The organism is Isoptericola jiangsuensis, from assembly GCF_048320105.1.
Lineage (GTDB): Bacteria > Actinomycetota > Actinomycetes > Actinomycetales > Cellulomonadaceae > Isoptericola > Isoptericola jiangsuensis_A.
Genome location: NZ_CP182942.1, coordinates 726,080 through 751,390 on the forward strand (window position 1 = coordinate 726,080; position 25,311 = coordinate 751,390).

General features: G+C 72.8%; 20 protein-coding genes. All 20 read right to left on the minus strand.

What is annotated here, in order from left to right; all coding sequences use genetic code 11:
• Positions 1 to 53 precede the first annotated feature (53 nt).
• Entirely contained in the window at positions 54 to 1,493 is a 1,440-nt protein-coding gene (pyk, locus tag ACNHYB_RS03410) for a pyruvate kinase (RefSeq protein WP_418276978.1), read from the minus strand.
• Positions 1,494 to 1,570: 77 nt separating this feature from the next.
• Positions 1,571 to 3,037 carry a glutamate synthase subunit beta gene (locus ACNHYB_RS03415; protein WP_418276979.1) on the minus strand — a complete coding sequence of 489 codons (1,467 nt, stop codon included), beginning with the start codon at positions 3,035 to 3,037 and terminating at the stop codon, positions 1,571 to 1,573.
• Complete coding sequence (gene gltB / locus ACNHYB_RS03420; RefSeq protein WP_418276980.1) at positions 3,030 to 7,598, minus strand: glutamate synthase large subunit; 4,569 nt, start codon at positions 7,596 to 7,598, stop codon at positions 3,030 to 3,032. The genes ACNHYB_RS03415 and gltB overlap by 8 nt, the downstream gene beginning before the upstream one ends.
• 122 nt (positions 7,599 to 7,720) lie before the next feature.
• Complete coding sequence (gene lgt / locus ACNHYB_RS03425; protein ID WP_418277981.1) at positions 7,721 to 8,731, minus strand: prolipoprotein diacylglyceryl transferase; 1,011 nt, start codon at positions 8,729 to 8,731, stop codon at positions 7,721 to 7,723.
• Between the two features lie 5 nt (positions 8,732 to 8,736).
• Complete coding sequence (gene trpA / locus ACNHYB_RS03430; protein WP_418276981.1) at positions 8,737 to 9,561, minus strand: tryptophan synthase subunit alpha; 825 nt, start codon at positions 9,559 to 9,561, stop codon at positions 8,737 to 8,739.
• Positions 9,562 to 9,566: 5 nt separating this feature from the next.
• Entirely contained in the window at positions 9,567 to 10,862 is a 1,296-nt protein-coding gene (gene trpB, locus ACNHYB_RS03435) for a tryptophan synthase subunit beta (RefSeq protein ID WP_418276982.1), read from the minus strand.
• An 88-nt stretch (positions 10,863 to 10,950) separates the two neighbouring features.
• Positions 10,951 to 11,775: an indole-3-glycerol phosphate synthase TrpC gene (gene trpC / locus ACNHYB_RS03440; protein WP_418276983.1), complete on the minus strand. Its 825-nt coding sequence runs from the start codon at positions 11,773 to 11,775 to the stop codon at positions 10,951 to 10,953.
• Between the two features lie 245 nt (positions 11,776 to 12,020).
• Entirely contained in the window at positions 12,021 to 12,299 is a 279-nt protein-coding gene (locus ACNHYB_RS03445) for an HGxxPAAW family protein (RefSeq protein WP_418276984.1), read from the minus strand.
• Positions 12,300 to 12,339: 40 nt separating this feature from the next.
• A complete protein-coding gene (locus tag ACNHYB_RS03450) occupies positions 12,340 to 12,921 on the minus strand; it encodes a Trp biosynthesis-associated membrane protein (RefSeq protein WP_418276985.1) in 582 nt (193 codons plus the stop codon).
• On the minus strand, positions 12,918 to 14,528 hold the full coding sequence (locus tag ACNHYB_RS03455; RefSeq protein WP_418276986.1) for an anthranilate synthase component I: 1,611 nt from the start codon (positions 14,526 to 14,528) through the stop codon (positions 12,918 to 12,920). The genes ACNHYB_RS03450 and ACNHYB_RS03455 overlap by 4 nt, the downstream gene beginning before the upstream one ends.
• Positions 14,525 to 14,917 (minus strand): phosphoribosyl-AMP cyclohydrolase, encoded by a 393-nt coding sequence (hisI, locus tag ACNHYB_RS03460; RefSeq protein WP_418276987.1) that lies wholly within the window; start codon positions 14,915 to 14,917, stop codon positions 14,525 to 14,527. Before hisI ends, ACNHYB_RS03455 begins: the two co-directional genes overlap by 4 nt.
• A gap of 43 nt (positions 14,918 to 14,960) precedes the next feature.
• Positions 14,961 to 16,754, minus strand: coding sequence for an ABC transporter ATP-binding protein (locus ACNHYB_RS03465; RefSeq protein ID WP_418276988.1), 1,794 nt, complete (start codon positions 16,752 to 16,754; stop codon positions 14,961 to 14,963).
• On the minus strand, positions 16,751 to 18,544 hold the full coding sequence (locus ACNHYB_RS03470; RefSeq protein WP_418276989.1) for an ABC transporter ATP-binding protein: 1,794 nt from the start codon (positions 18,542 to 18,544) through the stop codon (positions 16,751 to 16,753). The genes ACNHYB_RS03465 and ACNHYB_RS03470 overlap by 4 nt, the downstream gene beginning before the upstream one ends.
• Positions 18,545 to 18,674: 130 nt before the next feature.
• Entirely contained in the window at positions 18,675 to 19,445 is a 771-nt protein-coding gene (gene hisF, locus ACNHYB_RS03475) for an imidazole glycerol phosphate synthase subunit HisF (RefSeq protein ID WP_418276990.1), read from the minus strand.
• A 7-nt stretch (positions 19,446 to 19,452) separates the two neighbouring features.
• Positions 19,453 to 20,376, minus strand: coding sequence for an FKBP-type peptidyl-prolyl cis-trans isomerase (locus ACNHYB_RS03480; RefSeq protein WP_418276991.1), 924 nt, complete (start codon positions 20,374 to 20,376; stop codon positions 19,453 to 19,455).
• Between the two features lie 55 nt (positions 20,377 to 20,431).
• Positions 20,432 to 21,793: a Pup--protein ligase gene (gene pafA / locus ACNHYB_RS03485; RefSeq protein ID WP_418276992.1), complete on the minus strand. Its 1,362-nt coding sequence runs from the start codon at positions 21,791 to 21,793 to the stop codon at positions 20,432 to 20,434.
• An 11-nt stretch (positions 21,794 to 21,804) separates the two neighbouring features.
• Complete coding sequence (gene prcA / locus ACNHYB_RS03490) at positions 21,805 to 22,524, minus strand: proteasome subunit alpha (RefSeq protein WP_418276993.1); 720 nt, start codon at positions 22,522 to 22,524, stop codon at positions 21,805 to 21,807.
• Positions 22,521 to 23,303 (minus strand): proteasome subunit beta, encoded by a 783-nt coding sequence (gene prcB / locus ACNHYB_RS03495; protein WP_418277982.1) that lies wholly within the window; start codon positions 23,301 to 23,303, stop codon positions 22,521 to 22,523. Before prcB ends, prcA begins: the two co-directional genes overlap by 4 nt.
• A 72-nt stretch (positions 23,304 to 23,375) precedes the next feature.
• Positions 23,376 to 23,573, minus strand: a complete 198-nt coding sequence (locus tag ACNHYB_RS03500) for a ubiquitin-like protein Pup (RefSeq protein ID WP_418276994.1) — start codon at positions 23,571 to 23,573, stop codon at positions 23,376 to 23,378.
• A gap of 76 nt (positions 23,574 to 23,649) precedes the next feature.
• Entirely contained in the window at positions 23,650 to 25,260 is a 1,611-nt protein-coding gene (dop, locus tag ACNHYB_RS03505) for a depupylase/deamidase Dop (protein ID WP_418277983.1), read from the minus strand.
• Positions 25,261 to 25,311 lie beyond the last annotated feature (51 nt).

Sequence of the window (25,311 nt, forward strand, 5' to 3'; positions counted from 1 at the left end):
CTTCGTGGTCGGTGGCGTCGCGGCGGCTCAGGTCCGCCGCGACGCCGCCGGACTCACTCGGCGATCGTGTGGGCGTCCGAGCTGCTGCCGACCTTGTGCACCAGGATCGAGTTGGTCGTCCCCGGCACGCCGACCGGTGCGCCCGCCACGATCACGACTCGGTCGCCCACCTCGGCCAGGCCGTTGGCCTGCAGGGTCTGGTCGACCTGGGAAACCATCGCGTCGACCGATTCGACCTTGGGAACCTGGTACGACGTCGTGCCCCAGGTGAGCGCCAGCACGTGGCGGACCGACTCCTCCGGGGTGAACGCCAGGTGCGGGATGCCCGAGCGCAGGCGGGCCATCCGCTTCGCGGAGTCGCCCGACTGGGTGAACGTCACGAGGTACTTCACGCCGAGCGAGTTGCCGATCTCGGCGGCCGCACGGGTGATCACGCCACCGCGGGTGTGCGGCGTCGAGCCCAGGGGCGCGATGCGCTCCCGGCCCATCTCCTCGGTCGACTCGATGATCGAGGCCATGGTCTGCACCGTGACGATCGGGTAGTCGCCCACCGACGTCTCGCCCGACAGCATCACGGCGTCCGCACCGTCAAGGACGGCGTTGGCGCAGTCGGAGGCCTCCGCACGCGTCGGACGCGGGCTCGTGGTCATCGACTCGAGCACCTGGGTCGCCACGATCACCGGCTTGGCGTTGCGGCGGGCCAGCTCCACGATGCGCTTCTGGACCAGCGGCACCTGCTCGAGCGGCATCTCCACCGCCAGGTCGCCCCGCGCCACCATGAAGCCGTCGAACGCGGCGACGACCTCCTCCAGGTTCTCCACCGCCTGCGGCTTCTCGATCTTGGCGACGACGGGCACGATGCGCCCCTCCTCCTCCATGATCCGGCGGACGTCGTCGTAGTCGGCGGCGTTGCGCACGAACGACAGCGCGATGATGTCGGCGCCCAGGTTCAGCGCCCACCGCAGGTCGTCGGTGTCCTTGTCGCTCAGGGCGGGGACCGAGACCGCCACGCCGGGCAGGTTCAGGCCCTTGTTGTTCGACACCGGGCCGGGGATCTCCACCGTCGTCACGACGCGGGGGCCTTCGACGGCGGTGACGCGGACGCGGACCTTGCCGTCGTCGATGAGGATCGGGTCGCCCACACGGGCGTCGCCCGGGAGGCCCTCGTGCGTGGTCGAGACCAGCTCGCGGGTACCCACGACGTCCTCGGTGGTGATGGTGAACGTGTCACCCTCGTTCAGGAAGTGCTTCTCGTCGTTCGCGAACCGGCCGAGCCGGATCTTCGGGCCCTGCAGGTCCACCAGGACGGCGACGTTGCGGCCGGCGTCCTTCGCCGCCGTGCGCACACCGTGGTAGACGGCCTCGTGCTCCGACTTCTCGCCGTGGCTCCGGTTGATCCGGGCCACGTCCATGCCCGCGTCGACCAGCTCCCGGAGCTTCTCCGGGGACGCCGTCGCGGGTCCGATGGTGCACACGATCTTCGCTCTGCGCATGTCTCCAGCCTCGTCGTCGTACGGTCCCGGCGCGACCGGGACCAGGCCCGGGCGCCGCACGGCGCCCGGGTTCGTTCTCATCCTCTCAGAGCGACGGTCCGCGGGCCCACCGGTGCGGGGAGCTCGGTCGTGCCCTGGAGGTAGGTGTCCACCGCCGCGGCGGCGGCCCGGCCCTCGGCGATCGCCCACACGATGAGCGACTGCCCACGGCCCGCGTCACCGGCCACGAAGAGACCCGGCACGGTCGAGGCGTAGTCGTCCCCGCGCTCCACCAGGCCTCGGCTCGTCGTCGCGACACCGGTCTGGGTGACCAGCTCCGGGGTCTCGGGACCCGTGAAGCCCATGGCGATCAGCACCAGGTCGGCAGGGATCTCGTGCTCGGTGCCGGCCTTGGGAACCCGTCGTCCGTCCTCAAGATACTCCGTCTCCGCGACCTTGAGCGCACGCACGGCGCCGTCCTCGTTCGCCACGAACTCGACCGTGGAGGCCAGGAAGCGTCGCTCGCCGCCCTCCTCGTAGGAGGAGGAGACCTCGAACAGGATCGGGTCGGTGGGCCACGGCTGGTGCGCGGGACGCTCCGACGGCGGCCGCTTGCCGATCGCCAGGGTGGTGACGCTCGCGGCCCCCTGGCGCAGCGACGTGCCGACGCAGTCCGAGCCCGTGTCGCCACCACCGATGACGATGACGTGCTTGCCCTGCGCCGACGGCGCACCCTCGACCGGACGACCGGCGACGGCCTTGCCGGCCGGGGTGAGGAAGTCCATCGCGAAGTGGACGCCGTCCAGGTCGCGGCCCGGCACCGGCAGCTCGCGCGGGACGGTCGCCCCGGTCGCGACCACGACGGCGTCGAACCGACGTCGCAGCGCGTCCCAGGTGATGTCCTTGCCGATCTCCACCCCGGTGCGGAACCGCGTGCCCTCGGCCTCCATCTGGGCCAGCCGGCGGTCGACGTGCACCTTCTCCAGCTTGAAGTCGGGGATGCCGTAGCGCAGCAGCCCGCCGATCGCGTCGTCACGTTCGTACACCACGACGGTGTGACCGGTGCGGGTGAGCTGCTGGGCCGCGGCGAGGCCGGCGGGACCGGACCCGATGACCGCGACCGTCGACCCCGTGAGGCGCTGCGGGACCTGCGGCACCACGAGCCCGCGCTCGAACGCCTCGTCGATGATCGAGACCTCGATGTTCTTGATCGTGACCGCCGGCTGGTTGATGCCGAGCACGCAGCTCGACTCGCACGGCGCCGGGCACACACGACCGGTGAACTCGGGGAAGTTGTTGGTCGCGTGCAGCCGCTCGATGGCGTCGGCCCACTGGCCGGTGCGCACGAGGTCGTTCCACTCCGGGATGAGGTTCCCGAGCGGGCAGCCCTGGTGGCAGAACGGGATGCCGCAGTCCATGCAGCGCCCGGCCTGCTCCTTGAGGTACGGCTGGCCGTCCTCGCGCAGCGCGTGGGTGTCCTTCCAGTCGTGCAGACGCACCTCGACCGGACGGCTCGGCGGGAGCTCGCGCTCCCGCACCTTCAGGAATCCGCGGGGATCAGCCACGGGCCACCTCCATGATTCGCTCCCACAGCGACGGGTCGAAGTCGTCGCCCTCGCCGAGCGGCGTCCCCGCCGCGTCGGCCTCTGCCAGCGCTGCGCGCACGTTCGCCCACGCGGGCGGCAGGATCCGGCTGAACCGTCCCCGGGTCGCCTCGTCGTCGAGCAGCGCGCCGGCGACCGGCGAGCCGGTCTCGTCGCGGTGCCGTTCCAGCAGTGCCCGCACCCGCTCCCAGTCGTCGTCCTGGAGCGGTCCGACGACGAGCTCGCCGGAGGCGACCGACGTGCCGTTCATCGCCGTGTCACGCAGGTCGAGCACGTAGGCGACACCACCGGACATGCCTGCACCGAAGTTGCGGCCGGTCGGGCCCAGGAGGAGCACCTCGCCGCCGGTCATGTACTCGCAGCCGTGGTCCCCCACGCCCTCGACGACCAGCGTCGCACCGGAGTTGCGCACGCCGAAGCGCTCGCCGACACGCCCGCGCAGGAGGATCTCGCCCGACGTCGCGCCGTAGCCGATGACGTTGCCGGCGATGACGTTCGCGGCACCCTCGAGCACCGCGGCTCGGTCCGGTCGCACGACGATCCGGCCGCCGGACAGACCCTTGCCGACGTAGTCGTTCGTGTCGCCGAAGAGACGCAGCGTGATCCCGCGGGGCAGGAACGCGCCGAACGACTGACCGGCTGACCCGGTCAGCTCGACGTCGATCGTCCCGTCGGGCAGCCCCTCGCCCCGGTACCGCTTGGTGACCTCGTGGCCGAGCATCGTGCCGACCGTGCGGTTGACGTTGCGGACGGGGACCTCGATGCGCACCGGACGGGCGTCCTCGAGGGCCTCCTTCGCCCGGGCGATGAGCTCCTGGTCGAGCGCCTTGTCGAGGCCGTGGTCCTGGGCCTGCGTGCGGTGCAGCGACGACCCGGCGGGCGGCTCGACGAACTCCAGCACCGGCGCCAGGTCGAGACCCTGCGCCTTCCAGTGGTCGACGGCCCTGCGGGTGTCGAGCGCACGGACCTGCCCGACGGCCTCCTCGATCGAGCGGAAGCCGAGGGAGGCGAGGTGCTCGCGCACCTCGGTGGCGATGAACTCGAAGAAGTTCACGACGAACTCCGGCTTGCCGGTGAAGCGCCGGCGCAGCTCGGGGTTCTGGGTGGCCACGCCCACCGGGCACGTGTCGAGGTGGCACACGCGCATCATGATGCAGCCCGAGACGACCATGGGAGCGGTCGCGAAGCCGAACTCCTCGGCGCCGAGCAGGGCCGCCACGACGACGTCGCGGCCGGTCTTCATCTGCCCGTCCACCTGGACCGTGATGCGGTCGCGCAGGTTGTTGAGCACGAGGGTCTGCTGGGTCTCGGCCAGACCGATCTCCCAGGGGGTGCCCGCGTGCTTGAGCGAGGTCAGCGGGCTCGCGCCCGTGCCGCCGTCGTGCCCGGAGATGAGCACGACGTCCGCGTGCGCCTTGGACACGCCCGTCGCCACCGTGCCGACGCCGAACTCCGAGACGAGCTTGACGTGGACCCGTGCGGACGGGTTCGCGTTCTTGGCGTCGTGGATGAGCTGGGCGAGGTCCTCGATGGAGTAGATGTCGTGGTGCGGCGGCGGCGAGATGAGGCCCACGCCGGGCGTGGAGTGCCGGGTCCGCGCGACCCACGGGTACACCTTCGGGCCGGGAAGCTGGCCGCCCTCACCGGGCTTGGCGCCCTGGGCGAGCTTGAGCTGGATGTCGTCGGCCTGGGTCAGGTACTCGCTGGTCACGCCGAAGCGTCCGGAGGCGATCTGCTTGACGCGGGAGCGGCGCTGCGGGTCGTAGAGACGCTCCGGGTCCTCGCCGCCCTCTCCCGAGTTCGACCGGCCCTCCACCTGGTTCATCGCGACCGCGAGGGTCTCGTGCATCTCCTGGCTGATCGCGCCGTAGGACATGGCACCGGTGTTGAACCGCTTGAGGATCTCGCTGACCGGCTCGACCTCGTCGAGCGGCACCGGTTCCCGCTGCGGCGCGAACTGCAGCAGTCCGCGCAGCGTCATGAGGCGCTCCGACTGCTCGTCGACGCGGTGGGTGTACTGGCGGAAGATGTCCATGCGGCGGCTGCGGGTGGCGTGCTGCAGCCGGAACACCGTCTCCGGGTCGAACAGGTGCTCCTCGCCGTCCCGGCGCCACTGGTACTCGCCGCCGGTGGTGAGCCGCTCGTGCGGGATGTGGTTGCCCGACGCCGGGTACGCCTCGGTGTGGCGCGCGGCGGTCTCGGCGGCGATGACGTCCAGGCCGATGCCGGCGAGCCGGCTCGTGGTCCCGGTGAAGTAGTCCTCCACCAGCTCCTGGGAGAGCCCGACCGCCTCGAACACCTGCGCGCCGCGGTACGACATGATCGTCGAGATGCCCATCTTGGACATGACCTTCAGGACGCCCTTGCCGAGCGCCTTGATGAGGTTCTTCACGGCCTGGTCCGGGTCGACCTGCAGGTAGCCCCGGCGTGCCAGGTCCTCCACGGTCTCCATTGCGAGGTACGGGTTGACCGCGGCCGCCCCGTAGCCGATGAGCAGCGCGACGTGGTGCACCTCGCGGACGTCCCCGGCCTCCACGACCAGCGAGATGCGCGTGCGCGTCTGGCGTCGCAGCAGGTGGTGGTGCACCGCGCTGGTGAGCAGCAGCGACGGGATCGGCGCGCGCTCGGCGTCCGAGTCGCGGTCCGACAGCACGATGTGCGTCGCACCCGTCTCGATCTCGGCGTCGATCTGCTCGAAGATCGCCTGGAGGCGCTCCTGCAGGGCACGGCCGCCGCCGGAGACGTCGTACAGACCACGCACGATCACCGCGCGGAACTCGCCCTCGAGCCGCTCGTCGCGGTCGATGCGCACGATCTTCGCGAGCTCGTCGTTGTCCAGGACGGGGAACGGCAGCAGCAGCTTGCGGGCGTGCGCCGGGGAGTCCTCCAGGAGGTTGGGCTCCGGACCGATCGCCCCGCCGATCGAGGTGACCAGCTCCTCGCGGATGGCGTCCAGCGGCGGGTTCGTCACCTGGGCGAACATCTGGGTGAAGTAGTCGAAGAGCAGCCGCGGCCGGCTGGAGAGCACGGCGACGGGTGTGTCGGACCCCATGGCACCCAGGGGCTCGGCGCCCGCGTTCGCCATCGGCGACAGGATGATCTTGAGCTCCTCGGAGGTGTACCCGAAGGCCCGCTGGCGGCGCTGCACCGAGGCGGGCGAGTGCGCCACGTGCTCACGCTCGGGCAACGACGACAGGTCGATCGAGTTCTGCTCGATCCACTCGGCGTAGGGGCGCTGCGAGGCGAGCTGGGACTTGACCTCGTCGTCCTCGACGATCCTGCCCTGGGCGGTGTCCACCAGGAACATCCGGCCGGGCTCGAGGCGACCCTTGCGCACGACGGTGGCCGGGTCGAGGTCCAGGACGCCGGCCTCGGAGCCGAGCACGACCAGCCCGTCCTCGGTCACCCAGAACCGACCCGGCCGCAGTCCGTTGCGGTCGAGCACGGCCCCGATGAGGGTCCCGTCGGTGAAGGTCAGGCAGGCGGGGCCGTCCCACGGCTCGATGAGGTTCGCGTGGTACTGGTAGAACGCGCGGCGCGCCGGGTCCATCTCGGCGTGGTTCTCCCACGCCTCGGGGATCATCATCAGCACCGAGTGCGGCAGCGACCGGCCCGACAGGTGCAGCAGCTCCAGCACCTCGTCGAAGCTGGCGGAGTCGCTCGAACCCTCGCTGCAGACCGGCAGCAGCGGGCCGAGGTCGCCGAGGGTGTCGCTCGCCAGGGTCCCCTCGCGGGCGGCCATCCAGTTGCGGTTGCCCTTGACGGTGTTGATCTCGCCGTTGTGCGCGATGAGCCGGAACGGCTGCGCGAGCGGCCACGACGGGAAGGTGTTCGTCGAGAACCGCGAGTGGACGAGCGCCAGCTCCGAGGCGTACCGCGGGTCGGACAGGTCGGGGAAGAACGGCTCGAGCTGTGCCGTGGTCAGCATGCCCTTGTAGGTGATGGTGCGCGCGGACAGCGAGGCGAGGAACAGGTCCAGCTCGTGCTCGGCACGCTTGCGCAGTCGGTACGTGCGGCGGTCGAGCTCGATGCCGCCGAGCTCGCGCTCGGGGTCCACGACGACGACCTGGCGGAACGTGGGCATCGAGGCCCGGGCCGTCGGCCCGACCAGGTCCGCCGTCACCGGCACGTCGCGCCAGGCGAGCACCTCGAGCTTCTCCTCCACGGCGATCGCCTCGAACCGGCGGGCCACCGCGTCGGCCTCCGCCAGGTCCTGGGGCAGGTACGCCATGCCGATGGCGTACTGGCCGGCGGACGGCAGCTCGGCGTCGACGACGTCGCGCACGAAGGCGTCCGGGATCTGCGTGAGGATCCCCGCGCCGTCGCCGCTGTCCTCCTCGGCACCCACCGCACCGCGGTGGTCGAGGTTGAGCAGGGCGGTCAGGCCAGCGTCGACGATGTCGCGCCCGGGGGTCCCGCGCAGGGTAGCGACGAACGCTACCCCGCAGGCGTCGTGCTCGGACGCGGGATCGTAGAGGCCCTGCGCCTCGGGGGGCGCGACCCAGTGCTGCGGCGTGGTCATCAACACCGTCCTCCTGCGCGCCCGCGGGCGGGCGCGACTTCTTTCAAGGGTGGTTCGGGACGTCGTCGGCCCGTCGGGACAATCCTGCGGCGCGTCCCCGGTGGGTGTCCGGGGACGTACCGTCAGGAGCGCGGTGCCGGGTCCTGGTCGGACCCGACCGGACGCGAATCCGTGTCGGTCTGTGCGAGCTCGTCCGCATCGGGCTCGGAGGCGTCGTCCGAGCCGTCGCGAACGTCGTCGGTCTCGGTCTCCGCCTCGACGGCCTCCGGGTCCTGCGGAGCACGGCCCGGTAGCCAGACACCGTCCTCGCGACCGGGGTGCCGCCGACCGATGACGACGAAGGCGACCAGGGCACCGAGGCCCAGGAGGATCGACGTCCACACGTTCAGCCGCAATCCGAGCACCATCTCGGCGGTGTCGATGCGAAGCATCTCGATCCACACCCTGCCCAGGGTGTAGAACGCGACGTAGGCCCAGAATACCCTTCCATGACCGAGCCTGTACCGGCGGTCGAGCCAGATGAGCAGCGCGGCCGCCGCGAGGTTCCAGAGCATCTCGTACAGGAACGTCGGGTGGAACAGCGTGCCCTCGGCGTACTGCGCACCGGTGGCCGGGTCGATCGGCAGGTAGGCGGGATCGATCTCCAGGCCCCACGGCAGGGTCGTCGGCGCACCGAAGAGCTCCTGGTTGAACCAGTTGCCGAGACGCCCGATCGCCTGGGCGACCAGCAGCCCCGGGGCGAGGGCGTCCGCGAAGGACGACAGCCGCACGCCCTTGCGCCGGCAACCGATCCAGGCGCCGACGGCTCCCAGGGCGACGGCGCCCCAGATCCCCAGTCCGCCCTCCCAGATGAAGAGCGCCCGCACGGGGTCGCCGTTCTCGCCCCAGTACGGGTCCGGCGTGGAGAAGACGTGGTAGAGGCGTCCGCCGACGATCCCGAAGGGGACGGCCCAGAACGCGATGTCCAGGACGTCGTCGGGGTCGCCCCCGCGAGCCTTCCACCGCTTCGTGGTGAGCCAGACCGCCGCCACGATGCCCACGAGGATGGCGAGCGCGTACGCACGGACCGGGAGCGGACCGACGTACCAGGTGTGCTCCGGCGGGCTCGGGATCGAGGTCGCGAGCGAGGTCATGACGGTCACGAGGATCCTCCGGCGCTGGTACGGGCGCGCGCGACACCTGCCGCGAGCTCGCCGGTCACCTTACCCAGGTCGTCCAGCCGCGTGGACCACGGGCTGTCGGCCAGCAGGGTGCGCACGAGGGCCGAGCCCACGATCACCCCGTCCGCGTACCTGCCGACCTCGGCGGCGTGGTCGCCGGTGGAGACCCCGATCCCGACGCAGACGTGCTGCGCGCCGGCGGCCCGGGTGTCCTGCACGAGCTGCTCGGCCCGCAGGCCGACGGTGTCGCGCGTGCCGGTGACGCCCATGGTCGAGGACGCGTACACGAAGCCGCGCGACGCGGAGGCCGTCAGCCGCAGACGGTCGGGGGTCGAGCTGGGGGCGACGAGGAAGACCTTGTCGAGCCCGTGGGTGTCCGCCGCGGCGGTCCACTCGGCCGCCTCGTCGGGAATCAGGTCCGGGGTGATGACTCCGGCGCCACCGGCGGCGGCGAGGTCGCGGGCGAAGGCCTCGACCCCGTAGCGCAGCAGCGGGTTGTAGTAGGACATGACCAGCGTCGGCACGCGGTCGCCGACGGCCTCCACGACCGCCAGGACGTCCCGCACCCGGGTGCCCGCGGCGAGGGACGCCTCGGCAGCCTCCTGGATGACCGGACCGTCCATCACCGGGTCGGTGTAGGGCACGCCGATCTCGACGACGTCGACACCGGCGTCCACCATCGTGACGACGGCCTCGACCGAGCGCGCCACGTCCGGGTAGCCGACGGGCAGGTAGCCCACGAGCGCGGCCCGTCCCTCGGCCCGCAGGGCGTCCAGGCGCGCCTCCGTCCGTGAAGCGGTCATGATGTTCACCGGTCTCCCTCGCCGTCGTCCTCCAGCAGCCCGAACCACCGGGCGGCGGTCGCCACGTCCTTGTCGCCCCGCCCGGACAGGTTCACGAGGACCACCTGGTCGGCGCGCCCCTCGGCCACCCGCCGGCGCCCCACGCGCAGGGCTCCGGCCAGCGCGTGCGCCGACTCGATCGCGGGGATGATCCCCTCGGTGCGGCACAGCAGGCGGAACGCCTCCATCGCCTCGGTGTCCGTCACTGGCTCGTACGTGGCACGACCGATGTCGTGCAGCCACGAGTGGGCCGGGCCCACGCTCGGGTAGTCGAGCCCGGCGGAGACCGAGTGGCTCGGGCGGGTCTGGCCGTCGTCGTCCTGCAGCAGGTAGGACCGTGCCCCGTGGAGAACCCCGGGTGCGCCGCCCGAGAAGCGGGCGGCGTGCCGACCGCTCTCGATGCCCTCGCCGCCGGCCTCGAAGCCGAACAGGTCGACGCCGTCGTCGTCGAGGAACGCGTTGAACAGGCCGAGGGCGTTCGACCCGCCGCCCACGCACGCGACCACGGCGTCGGGCAGGCGTCCGACCCGGTCGAGGACCTGCTCGCGCGCCTCCTCGCCGATGATGCGGTGGAACTCCCGGACCATCTCCGGGAAGGGGTGCGGCCCGGTCACCGTGCCCAGCAGGTAGTGCGTGTGGTCCACGTTGGTGACCCAGTCGCGCAGCGCCTCGTTGATCGCGTCCTTCAGCGTCCGCGTGCCGATGGCGACCGGCACGACCGTCGCGCCGAGGAGCTCCATGCGCGCGACGTTCAGCGCCTGGCGCCGGGTGTCCTCCTCGCCCATGTACACGACGCACTCGAGCCCGAGCAGCGCAGCGGCGGTCGCCGTGGCGACACCGTGCTGGCCGGCGCCCGTCTCGGCGATCACGCGCGTCTTGCCCATGCGCTTGACCAGCAGCGCCTGACCCAGGACGTTGTTGATCTTGTGCGAGCCGGTGTGGTTGAGGTCCTCCCGCTTGAGGAACACGCGCACCGCGCCCTCCTCGCCGCCCGCGTGCGCGGCGAAGCCGGGCACCTCGGTCAGGGGCGAGGGCCGGCCGGTGTAGTCGCGGTGCAGCCGCATCAGCTCGGCGGCGAAGGCGGGGTCGCCCTGCGCCTTGCGGAACTCGGTCTCGAGCTCGTCGAGCGCGGCGATGAGCGCCTCGGGCACGTACCGGCCGCCGAACTGACCGAAGTACGGCCCCTGGACGTCGGCGAGCTTGCCGGCGACCTGGTCGGCCAGGGTCTGCGTCAGCGCGTCACGCACGGGCTGGTCGGGCACGGTCGCTCCTCGGGTGCGGGGGGTTCGTGGACTGGGGCGGCAGGGTCGAGACGTCCGGCGGTCGCCGGAGGGCGGCGTCGGGAGCGGGTCAGGGCTGCGCGGCCGGGCGCACCGACCACAGGGAGGGGTGCTGGCCCGCGGCCACGAGGTCGGCCACCGACCGGCGCGGGGCGCCGTCGGTCACCAGGGCCTCGCCGACCAGCACCGCGTGGGCGCCGGAGCGGGCGTACTCCATGACGTCGTGCGGACCACGCACACCCGACTCGGCGACGCGGACGACGTCGTCGGGGATGAGCGGGGCGAGCCGGGCGAACGTGCCCCGGTCGACCTCGAGGGTCTTCAGGTCCCGGGCGTTGACGCCGACCACGCGAGCACCGGCGTCGAGAGCCCTGCGGACCTCGTCGGCCGTGTGCGCCTCCACCAGCGCCGTCATCCCGAGGGAGTGGACGCGCTCGATCAGGGAGGTCAGCACCGTCTGCTCCAGCGCGGCGACGATCAGCAGGACGACGTCGGCCCCGTGGGCCCGCGCCTCCCAGACCTGGTAGGGCGTGACGACGAAGTCCTTGCGCAGGACCGGCACGTCGACCCGGGCACGCACGGCGTCGAGGTCAGCGAGGCTGCCGCCGAAGCGGCGCTGCTCGGTCAGCACCGAGATCACGCTCGCGCCACCCGCGGCGTACTCGGCCGCGAGGGCCGCCGGGTCGCTGATGGGCGCGAGGTCCCCCTTGGACGGGCTCGAACGCTTCACCTCGGCGATGACGGCGACCTTGTCCTCCGACAGCAGGCGGCCGCAGCACTCGAGAGCACCGGGCACGCGGGCGGCGCGCTCCTTGAGCTCGTCGAGCGAGGTGCGTTCCTGCCGTACGGCGAGGTCCTGCCGGACTCCCGCGACGATGTCCTCCAGGACTGTCATGCTTCTCCCCTCCCCCGGTCGTGTCCTGCCATGGTAGGCCGGTCGGGAGCTGCGCTTGACCACCGCCCGCGGTGCGAGACGCCCCGCCGGCGCGGCGTCGGGGCCGATCGCCGTCGATCCGCACCGTGCCGTCGCGCACCGTGGGGCGCCCCCGCAGCACATCGTTGCCCGACCGAGATGCCCGGCCCGCCCGCGCACAGCACGACGCCCGCGTCCCGGCCGGGACGCGGGCGTCGTGAGGTCGGTCAGTGCCCGGAACCGGTCCGCCGCGGCTCGACGCCGGCCTTCGCCTGGCCGTAGCCCATGTTCCGCAGGACCAGGCCGACGACGCAGGCCGCCACGGCGACGACGATCCCGACCCAGAACAGCGCGAACGGCACCCCGGGGAGGCAGCCCACGGACGAGATCGCCGCACCGAGCATCACGCCGATCATCGCGGTCCAGGCCGCGACGGTGTGGCCGTGGTTCGTCGGCGGGACCGCCTCGGGCAGGTAGGAAACCTCGGTGGTGCGGTTCTCGGTCATGATCAGGGAAAGCCTTTCGTCGCGTGATGCTGGGACAACACTACCGTTCCGCGGAGGGGTCGGCGCCGCCGGACAGGGCGTCCCAGTCCGCCTGCGCGTCGGGCTCGGACGACGGGTCGACGGCTCCTGCGACGCCGCCGGAGCGCTCGTGGCGGCCTCCGGCGGCGGCCCACGAGCCGGCCCCGCCCAGCGCGAGCGCACCGACCACCACGACGGCGGCCCCGACCACCAGCGTGACCCACGGCCACGGCGTGACCTCGACGGGGGCGACGAGCGTCGTCACCCCGGCCGCGTCCGCCGCGCCGGCCACCGCCGGTCCCTCGGCGTCGAGCAGCACGCCGACCGTTCCCGCCACGGCCACGAGCCCGGCCAGGAGCGCGACGGCCAGGGCGAACCGACGGGCGAACCGGCCCGCGAGGGTGGTCGCCAGCGCGCAGGCGATCGTCACGAACGCCGCGGCGGTGACCGCGGGTGCCGCCGTCGTCCCCGTGACCTCGATCGTCACCTGGGGCTCGAGCGCCGTCGCCACGGAGGTCCGCAGCCACACCGGAGCGGTCACGGCGAAGAGCGCCCCGCCGAGGGCGAGGAGCGCCACGACGGCGCGCGACCGGGAGCGGATCATCGCCCGTGCTCCGACGTCGCGGCCCCCAGGTCGGCGAACCGGGCCGCGAGCTGGACGGCCCGGACGGCGGCGGCCGCCTTGTTGCGCGACTCGGCGTACTCCAGGGCCGGGACCGAGTCCGCCACGATGCCGCCGCCGGCCTGCACCGACGCGCGGCCGTCGCGCAGGAACGCCGTCCGGATCGCGATGGCCATGTCCAGGTTGCCGCCGAAGTCGAGGTACCCGCAGGTGCCGCCGTAGATCCCCCGCGAGGCGGGCTCGAGCTCGTCGATCAGGGCGATCGCGCGCGGCTTCGGCGCACCCGACAGCGTCCCGGCCGGGAAGGTCGCCCGCAGCGTGTCCAGGGCGGTCGCGCCGCGTCGGAGGCGGCCCACCACCGTCGAGCACAGGTGCATGATGTGGCTGAACCGGCGCGTGGCCATGAACTCCACGACCTCGACCGACGTCGGTTCGCACACCTTGACCAGGTCGTTGCGCGACAGGTCGACGAGCATCAGGTGCTCGGCGCGCTCCTTGGGGTCGGCGATCAGCTCCTCGGCGAGCGCCACGTCCTCCTCCACCGTGGCGCCACGGGGGCGCGACCCGGCGATGGGGTACGTGGTCACGTGGTCGCCGTCGACCTTGACCAGGGTCTCGGGGCTGGAACCGACGACGGCGAAGTCGCGGTCCCGGTGGTCGCGCAGCTGGAAGTAGTACATGTACGGGCTCGGGTTGATGGTGCGCAGCGCCCTGTACACGTCCAGCGGCTCGGCCGGGCAGTCCAGGTCGAGGCGCTGGGAGAGGACGACCTGGAACACCTCGCCGTCGCGGATGGCCTCTTGGCCGGCGCGCACGGCGTCCTCGAACTCGTCGCGGGTCGAGCGGAACTCGAGGCCCGGCTCGACGGCGTCGTCGGCGACGACGGTCCGCACGGCCGACGCCGGCGCCGCCAGCCGTCGCGCCATCGCGTCCAGGCGGGCCACGGCGTCGGCGTGCGCCTCGTCGACCCGCTCGTCCGTGTCGTCGGCGTTGATCGCGTTGGCCACCAGCCACACCGACCCGGTGTGGTGGTCGACGGCGACGAGATCGGTGGCGAGCGACAGCGCGACCTCGGGAGCGTCGAGCTCGTCCGGGGACGTCCGTGCCAGGGTCGGCTCCCAGTGCCGCACGACGTCCCAGCCCATCGCGCCCACGAACCCGCCCGTGAGCGGCGGCAGCCCGTCGATCGGCTCGGTGCGCAACGCCTCCAGCGCGGCGCCGAGCACGTCGAGGACGTCGCCCTCGCGGGGGATGCCCGCCGGCACGTCGCCGCGCCAGAGGGCCTGGCCGTCGTCGGACAGCAGGGTGGCGCGCGAGTCGACGCCGACGAACGACCAGCGCGCCCACGCGCCACCGACCTCGGCGGACTCCAGCACGAACGTCCCGGGACGTCCGTCCGCCAGCGCGCGGTAGAGGCCGACCGGGGTGACGTCGTCGGCCAGCACGCGGCGCACGACGGGCACGACCCGGCGGGTGCGGGCCAGCGTCCGGAAGGTGGGCAGGGTGGGCCACGTCCGCCCCCAGGTGAGGTCCTCGGCCGTCGGTGCGACGGCGGGGGCGGCCGGGTCGGTGGCGGGGGACGTGGTCACCGGTTCTCCTCGGAGGTCTCGGGGCGGGTGCCGACGGCCGCGGGCAGCGTGCCGCCGGCCTCGAAGCAGGTGCGGGTGCCGGTGTGGCAGGCCGCGCCGACCTGGTCGACGCGCACCAGCAGGGCGTCGCCGTCGCAGTCCAGGGCGACGGACCGCACGTACTGCACGTGACCGGACGTGTCGCCCTTGCGCCAGTACTCCCCGCGCGAACGGCTCCAGAAGGTCACCCGACCCTGCGTGAGGGTGCGGTGCACGGCCTCGTCGTCCATCCAGCCGAGCATCAGCACCTCACCGGTGTCGTGCTGCTGCACGATCGCGGCGACGAGACCGTGGTCGTCGCGCTTGAGGCGGTCGGCGATGGCGGGGTCCAGGGCGCTGCGGTTCTGCACCCGTGCATCCTTTCACGCCACGGAGAGCCGTCCGATCCCCGTCTCAACGGGTCTGGGCCACCCAGCTCGCGTGCATGTGCGCGTAGGTGCCGCCCTGGTCCACGAGCGCCGTGTGGTGGCCCACCTCGACGACGTGACCGTCGTCGACCACCACCACGAGGTCGCTCGCCTCGGCGGTGGAGAGCCGGTGCGCGATGGTGAGCGTGGTGCGTCCCGAGGTGAGCGCGTCCAGGGCGCGGGCGATGCGCACCTCCGTGGCGGGGTCGACGGCGGAGGTCGCCTCGTCGAGGACGAGCAGGTCGGGCGCGGCCAGGTACGCGCGTGCCACCGCGACGAGCTGGCGCTCCCCGGCCGACAGCGCCTCGCCGCGCTGACCCACGTCGGTGTCCAGACCTGCGGGCAGGCCGGCCACCCAGTCGCTGAGGCCGAGGACCTCGAACGCGGCGGTCACCCGGTCGCGGACCTGTGGGCCCTCGTCCGCCGGGCGCAGGCCGTAGGCCGCGTTGGTGAGCACGGTGCCGTCGAACAGGAACCCCTCCTGCGGCACGAGCACGACGCGCTCTCGCAGCCGGGCGAGCGGGATGTCGCGCAGGTCGACGCCGTCGAGCTCGATCGCTCCGGCCGTCGGGTCCATGAGGCGCGTGACCAGCTTCGCGATCGTGGTCTTGCCGGAGCCCGTCTGGCCCACGACGGCGATCTTGCGGCGTGCCGGCAGGTCCAGGTCGATGCCGTGCAGCACCTCCGGACCCTGGGGGTAGCCGAACCGCACCCCCCGCAGGACGACGCGCGCGTCACCGCGCGGCGGACCCTGCCCGTCGGCGGCGTCGACGACGTCGAGCGGGGTGTCGACCACGGCGATCACACGCCGCCAGCCTGCCACCGCGTTCTGCAGCTCGTTGAGGATCTCCGTGGCCATCTGGACGGGCCCGGTGAAGAGCTGGACGAGGAACAGGAAGGCGACGAGCTGGCCGGCGGTCAGCCCGCCCCCGATCCCGAGGTACGTCCCGACCACCACCACGACCGCCAGCACCAGGTTGGCCATCAGAGTGCCCGAGGAGAACACGGTGGCCACGAGGACCTGCGCCCGGCCCTGCGCCCGCCGCGCCTCCTCCACCGCCTCCTCGATGCGCCGGCCCGTGCGTCCGGCGACGCCGTAGGCCCGCACCGTCTCCGCACCGACGACCGCCTCGGACACCGCACCCAGCATCGAGCCGACCTTCGCCCGCACGCTGGCGTACCGCCGTCCGACGCCGCCCTGCGCGCGGCGCAGGATCAGGAAGAGCGGCACGAAGCACACCCACACCACCACGGTCAGCGCCGGCGAGTACAGCGTCATGAGCACCGTCGCCACGGCGATCTGCAGGCACGAGACGAGCAGCATGATCCCGCCCCACTGCACGAAGTGGGAGATGGTGTCGACGTCGCTGGTGACGCGGGACACCAGCGACCCGCGCCGCTCGGACCCCTGCGAGAGCGTCGACAGGTCGTGCACGTGCCGGAACGCCTTCACGCGCAGCGTGGCCAGCCCGGCCTCCGTGGACCGGAACAGACGGATGTTGACCACCGCGGTGCACAGACCGGCGAGCACCACCGCGCCCGCCGCGACGCCCGTGAGCAGCAGGATGCGCTGCGGGTCCGGGCCGCCGTCGGCCAGGAGACCGTCGTCCACGGTGCGCTGCACGGCCAGCGGCACCACCACCCGGCCGGCGGCGGCGAGCACGGCCACCGCCAGGGTGAGCCACAGCCCACGGACGATCTGCGGGGAGATCTGCACCCCGCGTCGCAGCGTGTCGAGCACCCCCAGGTCGCTGGTGGCGGCGATCCGCGAGTCGTTCACCGCACGGCCTCCTCGTTCTCCACGGCCGCCTCGTCGGCCCGTTCCCGACGCCGACGCTCGGTCTCGGCCTCGTACGCCGTGGCGAGCTCGCGGTAGCCCGCGTCCCGGTCCAGCAGCTCGGCGTGGGTACCGACGTCGACGACCCGGCCGCCGTCGAGGTGCACCACCACGTCGGCCATCGTCACCGACGACATCCGGTAGGCGACCATCACCACTGTCGTCGCGCGGGGACCGTCCGCGGTGGTCGCCAGACCGGCGAGGACCTCCTGCTCGACGCGCGGGTCCACCGCGCTCGTGGCGTCGTCGAGCACGAGCAGGCGGGGGCGCCGCACGAGCGCGCGAGCGATCGCGAGGCGCTGACGCTGCCCGCCGGACAGGTTGGACCCGCGCTCCCCCAGCATCGCGTCCAGCCCGTCGGGCAGCGCCCGCACGACGTCGTCCGCACGGGCGAGGCGCAACGCCTCCCACACCGCGGCGTCGACCTCGGGCGAGACGTCGTCGGCGAGGGTGACGTTCGCGCGCACGGTGTCCTCGAAGACGAACGTCTGCTGCGCGACGAGGGCGACCTGGCCGGGCACCTCGCCGGGGGCGAGGTCGCGCAGGTCCGTCCCGTCGAGGCGCACCGTGCCGGAGGTCGGGTCGGCGAGCCGGCTCAGCAGGGAGACCAGCGTGGTCTTGCCGGACCCGGTGGGCCCGACGACGGCGACCGTGGAGCCGGGCTCGACGGCGAGGTCGATCCCGTCCAGCAGGGTGGTCCGCCGGCCCCCGACCTCGACGGCGACGCCCACGCCCTCCAGCCGGACCTCCAGCCCCACCGGACGACGCTCCAGCCGCTCGTGCCCGCTGACCAGGTAGCCGCGCGCGTCCAGCACCCGGGAGATGCGGTCGTGGCCGACCAGCCCGCGGGGCAGCTCGCCGAGCACCCAGCCGAAGGCTCGGACCGGGACGGCCATCAGGGTCAGGAGATAGGCCGCGGTCACCACGTCACCCACCCCCACGGCGCCCGTGGACGCCCGCCAGGCACCGACCCCCAGCACGAGCAGGGTGCCGAGGTTCGGCAGGAGCTCGATGACGGGGTCGAACACGGCGCGGACGGTCCCGACCCGGACGTTCGCGCGGCGCAGCGCGTCGGTCCGCTCCGCGAAGCGGGCCTCCTCGCGGTCGGCCGTCCCGAGCGACTTCACCAGGAGTGCCGCCTCGAAGGACTCGTGCGCGACGTCGGCGACGTCGGCCCGCAGCTGCTGGGCGCGGGTGGCCACCGGGTCCATGTACCGCTGGAACACCAGGTTGGCGACGACGGTGGCCGGGATGACCACGAGCGCCGCCGCGGCGAGCCACGGGTCGATGGCCAGGAGCATCACCGTGGCCACGCCGATCATGACCACGACGCCGAGCGCGAACGGCAGCGGGTTGAACACCCCGGTGGCCGCCTCGACGTCCGCGCTGGCGTTCGACAGCAGCTGACCGGCGGGGTGAGCCCGGTGCCACGTCATCGGCAGGCGCAGGTACTGCCGGGTCAGGCCGCGCCGGTGCGCCGCCTGGATCCCGACGAACGCCCAGCCGGCCCAGATCCGGCGGGCCGCCACCGACACGGCCAGCGTGAGGGCGACGGCGGCGAGGACCGCGCCCGCGACCCAGATGTCGGCCCGCGCGTCGACGTCCCCCGCCACGGCGGGCACCACGACGGTGTCGGTGGCCCACCCGACGGCCCGGCTGACCGCGACCGTCGTCGCGCCGAAGACCGCCGAGGCCAGCACGGCGAGCGCCGACAGACGCGGCTCGGTGCGCATCCCGCGCCACATCAGCGCCGCGCTGCGCCGCAGACGGGACCCGGAAAGGGCGGAGGGTCGGGCAGTACCGGGCACAGCAGGACCTCGCAGTCGTCAGGATCGAATCGATCCTAGACGCTGCAAGGACGCCTCAGCGCACCTCGACGCCGGCCTCGCGCATCGCGTCCTTGACCTGCCCGACCGTGAGCGCACCGAAGTGGAAGACGCTCGCCGCGAGCAGCGCGTCGGCACCGGCACGGGCAGCCTCGACGAAGTGCTCCGGCGTCCCGGCCCCGCCCGAGGCGATCAGCGGGACGGACACCCGTTCGCGCACCGCGGCCAGCATCTCCAGGTCGAAACCGCCCGTCGTGCCGTCGGCGTCCATCGAGTTGAGCAGGATCTCCCCCGCGCCCAGCCCCGCAGCACGCTCGGCCCACTCGACGGCGTCGATCCCAGTGCCGCGCCGCCCGCCGTGGGTCGTCACCTCGAAGCCCGACGCCGTGGTGGTCCCGGGGGCGGTGCGGCGGGCGTCCACCGACAGCGTCAGGACCTGGTTGCCGAACCGCGCCGCGATCTCGGCGATGAGCTCGGGCCGGGCGATCGCCGCGGTGTTCACCCCGACCTTGTCGGCACCCGCACGCAGCAACCGGTCCACGTCGTCGGTCGAGCGCACCCCGCCCCCGACCGTGAGCGGGACGAACACCTGCTCCGCGGTGCGACGCACGACGTCCACCATGGTGGCGCGCTCTCCCGACGACGCCGACACGTCGAGGAACGTGACCTCGTCGGCGCCCTCCGCGTCGTAGCGGGACGCCAGCTCCACGGGGTCACCGGCGTCGCGGAGATTGACGAAGTTGACCCCCTTGACGACGCGACCTGCGTCGACGTCGAGACACGGGATCACCCGGACTGACACTGCCATGCGGTGCTCACTCTCCTTCGATGGACTCGTCGGGCGGGGCCTCCTCGGCCGCCTGGTAGCGCGCGTCGAGGATGTCGACGACGTACACGATCGTGTCGTCCGCCAGCTCGCTGCTGGTGCCGCCGTGGGCAAGCCCCGGTGGCGCGACCAGCATCACCTGGGTCCCCACGGACTGCTCCAGCAGCCCCTGGTCCCAGGCCTCGACGAGCCGGCCGATGCCGATGGTCTCCGACTGCGGCGCCACCCCGTGCACCCAGCTCGAGTCCACGACCGAGCCGTCGCTCCAGCGCACCGCGACGTACCGGGCGGTCACCACCTGACCGACGGCCACCTGCGGCCCGTCCCCGCGCACCACGGGCTGCACCACCAGCTCGGTCGGGGGGTCGCCGTCGGGCACCACCACCGCCGGCTCGCCGTCCTGGGACCGCAGCACCTGCGGCAGGTCCTCGGGGATCGTGACGTCCTCGCCGTCCGCACGGGTGGGCAGCACGTCGATCACCAGCACCACCGGCACGCCGTCGTCCATGTCCGTGACCAGCACGCGCGCACCGACCCGCTTGCCCCGCAGCGACTCGTAGACGTTCGGCCCCAGGGACTCCGCGGAGAACGTGTGCCAGGACGGGGCGTCCTGGTAGGTCGACGTGATGACGCTGCCGTCGCGGCCGTCCTCGGCGTACATGTCCAGGAGCACGTCCTCACCCTCGGCGAGCACCTCTCCCGTCCCCGGACGCAGCGTCCGCGAACCGGGCCGCACCACGTCGAAGGGCCGGCTGTACTCCAGCTCCGGCACCGTGCCCTGCGGGCCCGTCACCGCGACCGGCGCCTGCGTCGGGACCGCGGAGGCGCCCAGCTGGTCCGCGAGGGGGCCCGTGCACCCGGCGACCATGAGCACCGCGCACAGCGCGGCGAGCGGTCTCAGGCGGGCTGGCACCCGGACAGTCTGCCACGGGCCGACCGCGACCCGGCACGACCGGGTCGCCGTCGGATCACATGGACTCGATGAGCCGCTCGACCCGCTCGTCGACGTTGCGGAACGGGTCCTTGCACAGCACGGTGCGCTGCGCCTGGTCGTTGAGCTTGAGGTGAACCCAGTCGACGGTGTAGTCCCGGCGGGCGTCCTGCGCCGCGCGCACGAAGTCACCGCGGAGCTTCGCCCGCGTCGTCTGGGGCGGGATCGCCGTCGACTCGAACACCTCGAGGTCGGTCACCACACGCTCCACCATGCCGCGCGCCGCCAGCAGGTTGTAGAGCCCCTCGGTGCGCGAGATGTCGTGGTAGGCGAGGTCGAGCCGGGCCACGCGCGCGTCGTCCATCTCCAGGCCGTGCTTGGCACGGTAGCGCTCGATGAGCCGCAGCTTGATCACCCAGTCGAGCTCGCGCTCCACCAGCGTCAGGTCACCGGACTCCAGGGCCCGCAGCCCCCGCTCCCACAGGTCGAGCGTCGCCTTGATCTGCGGGGTCTGGTCCAGGTGGGCCTCGACGTGCTCACGCACGCGCTGGTAGTACTCGCCCTGCAGGTCGACCGCCGTGGCCGTGCGGCCGTTCGCGAGCTGCACCGGGTGCAGGCCGGTGGAGTCGTGGCTGATCTCGCGGATCGCCCGGATCGGGTTCTCCAACGACAGGTCGCGCACGGGCACGCCCGCCTCGACCAGCCGCAGCACCAGGTCGGTGGCGCCGACCTTCAGCATCGTCGTGGTCTCCGACATCGACGAGTCGCCGACGATCACGTGCAGGCGGCGGTAGTGCTCGGCGTCGGCGTGCGGCTCGTCACGGGTGTTGATGATGGGACGCGAGCGCGTCGTCGCGCTCGAGACGGCCTCCCAGATGTGGTCGGCACGCTGCGACAGGCAGTACGTCGCACCCCGGGGAGTGGCCAGCACCTTGCCCGCGCCGGTGAGCACCTGACGTGTGATGAGGAACGGCACCAGCACGTCGCTGAGCCGGGAGAAGTCACCCTGGCGGCGCACCAGGTAGTTCTCGTGGCAGCCGTAGGAGTTGCCGGCCGAGTCGGTGTTGTTCTTGAACAGGTGCACCTTGCCGGGCAGGCCCTCGTGCTCGAGGCGCTGCTGGGCGTCGGCGACCAGCCCCTCCAGGATCCGCTCGCCGCCGCGGTCGTAGGCGACGAGCTGGCGCACGTCGTCGCACTCCGCCGTCGCGTACTCCGGGTGGGAACCGACGTCCAGGTAGAGCCGCGACCCGTTGCGCAGGAACACGTTCGACGACCTGCCCCACGCCACGACCTTGCGGAACAGGTAGCGCGCCACCTCGTCGGCGCTCAGGCCGCGCCCGTCGTCCGCGGCGCACGTCACGCCGTACTCGGTCTCGAGCCCGAAGATCCGTCGGTCCATGGACTGCTCCCTCACTCGTCGCCGTCGGCCAGGAGGCCGGCGAGCACCTCGCCCTGCAGTCGGCGGAAAGCCCGCCGTGGACGCCGGCGGTCCAGGACCGCCACCTCGAGTCCCGAGGCGGGGATCTCGCGCTCGACCTCGGCGCCGACCGTGCCGTCCGAGGACACCGCCCCGAGGGTGCGCACCGCCAGGCGCAGCACCGCGGCGAGGTCCATCCCCTCCGACCATTCCTGGCGCACCCGCGAGCTGAGCTGGTCGGCCTGACCGCCCATCACCACGAACCCGTGCTCGTCCGCGACCGAGCCGTCGTACGTGAGCCGGTACAGCTGGTCGGTGGCCGGGGAGTCGCCGACCTGTGCCACGACGAGCTCGACCTCGAGCGGCTTGGACTCGGTCGTGAAGACGGTGCCGAGGGTCTGCGCGTAGGCGTTCGCGAGGCCGCGCGCCGCGACGTCGGCCCGGTCGTAGGAGTAGCCCCGCAGGTCGGCGTACCGCACCCCCGCCACCCGCAGGTTCTCGAACTCGTTGTACTTGCCGACCGCGGCGAACGCGATGCGGTCGTAGATCTCGGAGATCTTGTGCAGCGCCCGCGACGGGTTCTCCGTGGCGAAGGCGATCCCGTCGTCGTAGGCGAGCACGACGACCGAGCGGCCCCGGCCGATGCCCTTGCGCGCGAAGTCCGCCCGGTCCTTCATCAGCTGTTCGGGCGAGACGTAGAACGGCATGCTCATGCGCGACCACCTCCGGCGTGGCCACGCCGGGCGGCGACGATCTGCTCGACGACGCTGGCGAGGGCGTCGTCGTCGACCCGGGCATACCCTGCCGCGGTCACGGTGGTGACCACCGGCCATATCCGGCGCACCGTGTCGGGTCCGCCGGTCGCGCTGTCGTCGTCGGCGGCGTCGTACAACGCCTCCACGGCCACCGCGACCGCACCCGCGGCGTCGAGCCCCGGGCTCCAGAGCTTCTTGAGCGAACCGCGCGCGAACACCGATCCGGAACCCACCGAGTGGTGCTCGTGCTCCTCGTAGCGCCCGCCGGTGACGTCGAAGCTGAACAGCCGACCCGTGCCGCGGTCGAGGTCGTACCCGGCGAACAGCGGCACCACGGCCAGACCCTGCATCGCCAGAGGGAGGTTGGCGCGGATCATCGTGGCCAGCCGGTTCGCCTTGCCGTCCAGGGACAGCAGGGAGCCCTCGATCTTCTCGTAGTGCTCGAGCTCGAGCTGGAAGAGCCGCACGAGCTCCACCGCCAGACCCGCCGAGCCGGCGATCCCCACCGCCGAGTAGTCGTCGGCGGGAAAGACCTTCTCGATCTCTCGCGAGGCGATCATGTGGCCCATCGTGGCGCGCCGGTCCCCGGCGAGCACCACTCCGCGCCCTTGCTCGTCGTCGCCGAAGGTCAGCGCGACGATCGTGGTGGCGTGCGGTGCCAGGTCCGCCGCGGACGCCGGACCCAGGTTCCGCCGACCGGGCAGCAGCTCCGGGGAGTGCTCGGCGAGGAACTCCATGAACGAGCTCGACCCCGGCCGCAGGAACGCGTCCGGCAGCCTGCCCGTGGCGTCAGCGGATGGCGTAGGCACTCACTGCCCGCCCTTCTGCACGAAACCGCGCACGAACGACTCGGCGTTCGACTCGAGCACCTCGTCGATCTCCTCCAGCAGCGAGTCGACCTCCGCGTCCCGCTCGGACGACTGCGGCGCCGCCGGGGGCGGGTCCTGGGCGTCGTCGTCGGGCGTGCGGTCGTCGCGCTGCCCCGAGATCCGTTCCTGACCGGCCATGGTCCGCCTCCTTCGTCGTACCCCGTGCGGGTGTGGTCAGCCTATGTCGTCCGGCCCGCCGTGCGCGCCGGGATGCTCACGTGTCGCCGCGCAGCCCGGCCAGCAGCGTCGCCGCGTCGGGGCTCGCGTCCAGCAGCGCCCCGATGTGCTGCTCGGTCCCGCGCAGCGGGTCCGGCATGGGGACCCGCTGCAACGAGTCCGCCCCGGGCACGTCGAAGATCACCGAGTCCCAGCTCGCCGCCGACACCTCGTCGGCGTAGCGCTCCATCACCTCGCCGCGGAACCACGCACGGGTGTCCACCGGCGGGTGGTGCACCGCGCGGTCCACCTCGTCGTCGGCGACGAGCCGCTCGACGGCGTCCGCCGCGAGCAGTCGGTGGTAGATCCCGCGCTCGGGCCGCACGTCCGACCACTGCAGGTCCAGCGCGCGCAGCCGGGAGTGGTCCCAGTCGAGACCGTCACGCTCTCGCATCCGATCCAGGAGTCGCAGCTTGGCCACCCACTCGACCTCGCGGGCGCACGACGCCGGGTCCTGGGCGAGCCGTCCCACGACCGAGCGCCAGCGCCGCAGCACGGCGTCGGAGTCCGTGTCGCTGCCGAGCGCCGCCAAGCCACGGGCGACGACGTCGAGGTAGCGCTGCTGCACCTGCAGCGCCGTCGCGGACGTGCCGTCGGCCAGCTCCAGGGGGCGTGCGAGACCGAGGTCGCGCGAGACGTGCTGCACGGCGGCGACCGGGTCGGCCAGCCGCAGCGCGCCGAGCTCCGCCCGGGCGTCGACCCCGGCCGCGGCGAGGGCGTCGAGGTTCTCCAGCACCCACAGCACCAGCGACGTCGTCCCGAGCTTGAGGTAGGTGGCGACCTCGAGGTGGTTGGCGTCCCCGATGATCAGGTGCAGCCGGCGCCACCTGCTGCGGTCGGCGTGCGGCTCGTCACGGGTGTTGACGATGGGACGGCGCAGCGTCGTCTCCAGGCCGACCTCGGCCTCGATGTAGTCGGCGCGCTGGGACAGCTGGAAGCCGGCGTCCTCGCCGGTCGGCCCGAGACCGACCCGCCCGGACCCGGTGAACACCTGCCGGGTCACGAGGAACGGGGTGAGAAGGTCGACGAGGGTGACGAACGGCAGGCGACGGTCGACGAGGAAGTTCTCGTGGGTGCCGTAGCTGGCGCCCTTGCCGTCGACGTTGTTCTTGTACAGCACGACCGTGGCGTCCGGCACACCCGCGAGGCGGCGGGTCGCGGCCAGCATGACGCGTTCACCGGCGACGTCCCAGACGACCGCGTCGCGCGGGTTGGTGACCTCGGGCGAGGAGTACTCCGGGTGGGCGTGGTCGACGTACAGCCGGGCCCCGTTGGTGAGGATGCAGTTGGCCGCGCTGGGGTCGTCGTACTCCTCGACGTCGGGCCGGGCGAGGTCCTCGGTGGCCGAGCCCGCGGTGGGCCCTGCCGGCGCCGGGGCGTCAGGGTCGTCGGTGAGCAGGGAGGGGTGCGCGGAGGCGCGCTGCAGGTGGAACCCGCGGGCGTCCGCCAGCGGGTCCTCGTCGACGTAGTCCCAGCGGGCCGGCGGGTGCCCCGGGCGACCGCCCTGGACGGACGCCCGGTAGGTGGTCACCACCTGCGAGCTCATCAGCATGGGGTTCGCCATCGGTCGTCCCGGGGACAGCACCCCGTACTCGGTCTCGATTCCCATCACGCGTCGCACCGTCACGACGCCACCCTATGCGTCCGGCCCGCAGGCCCG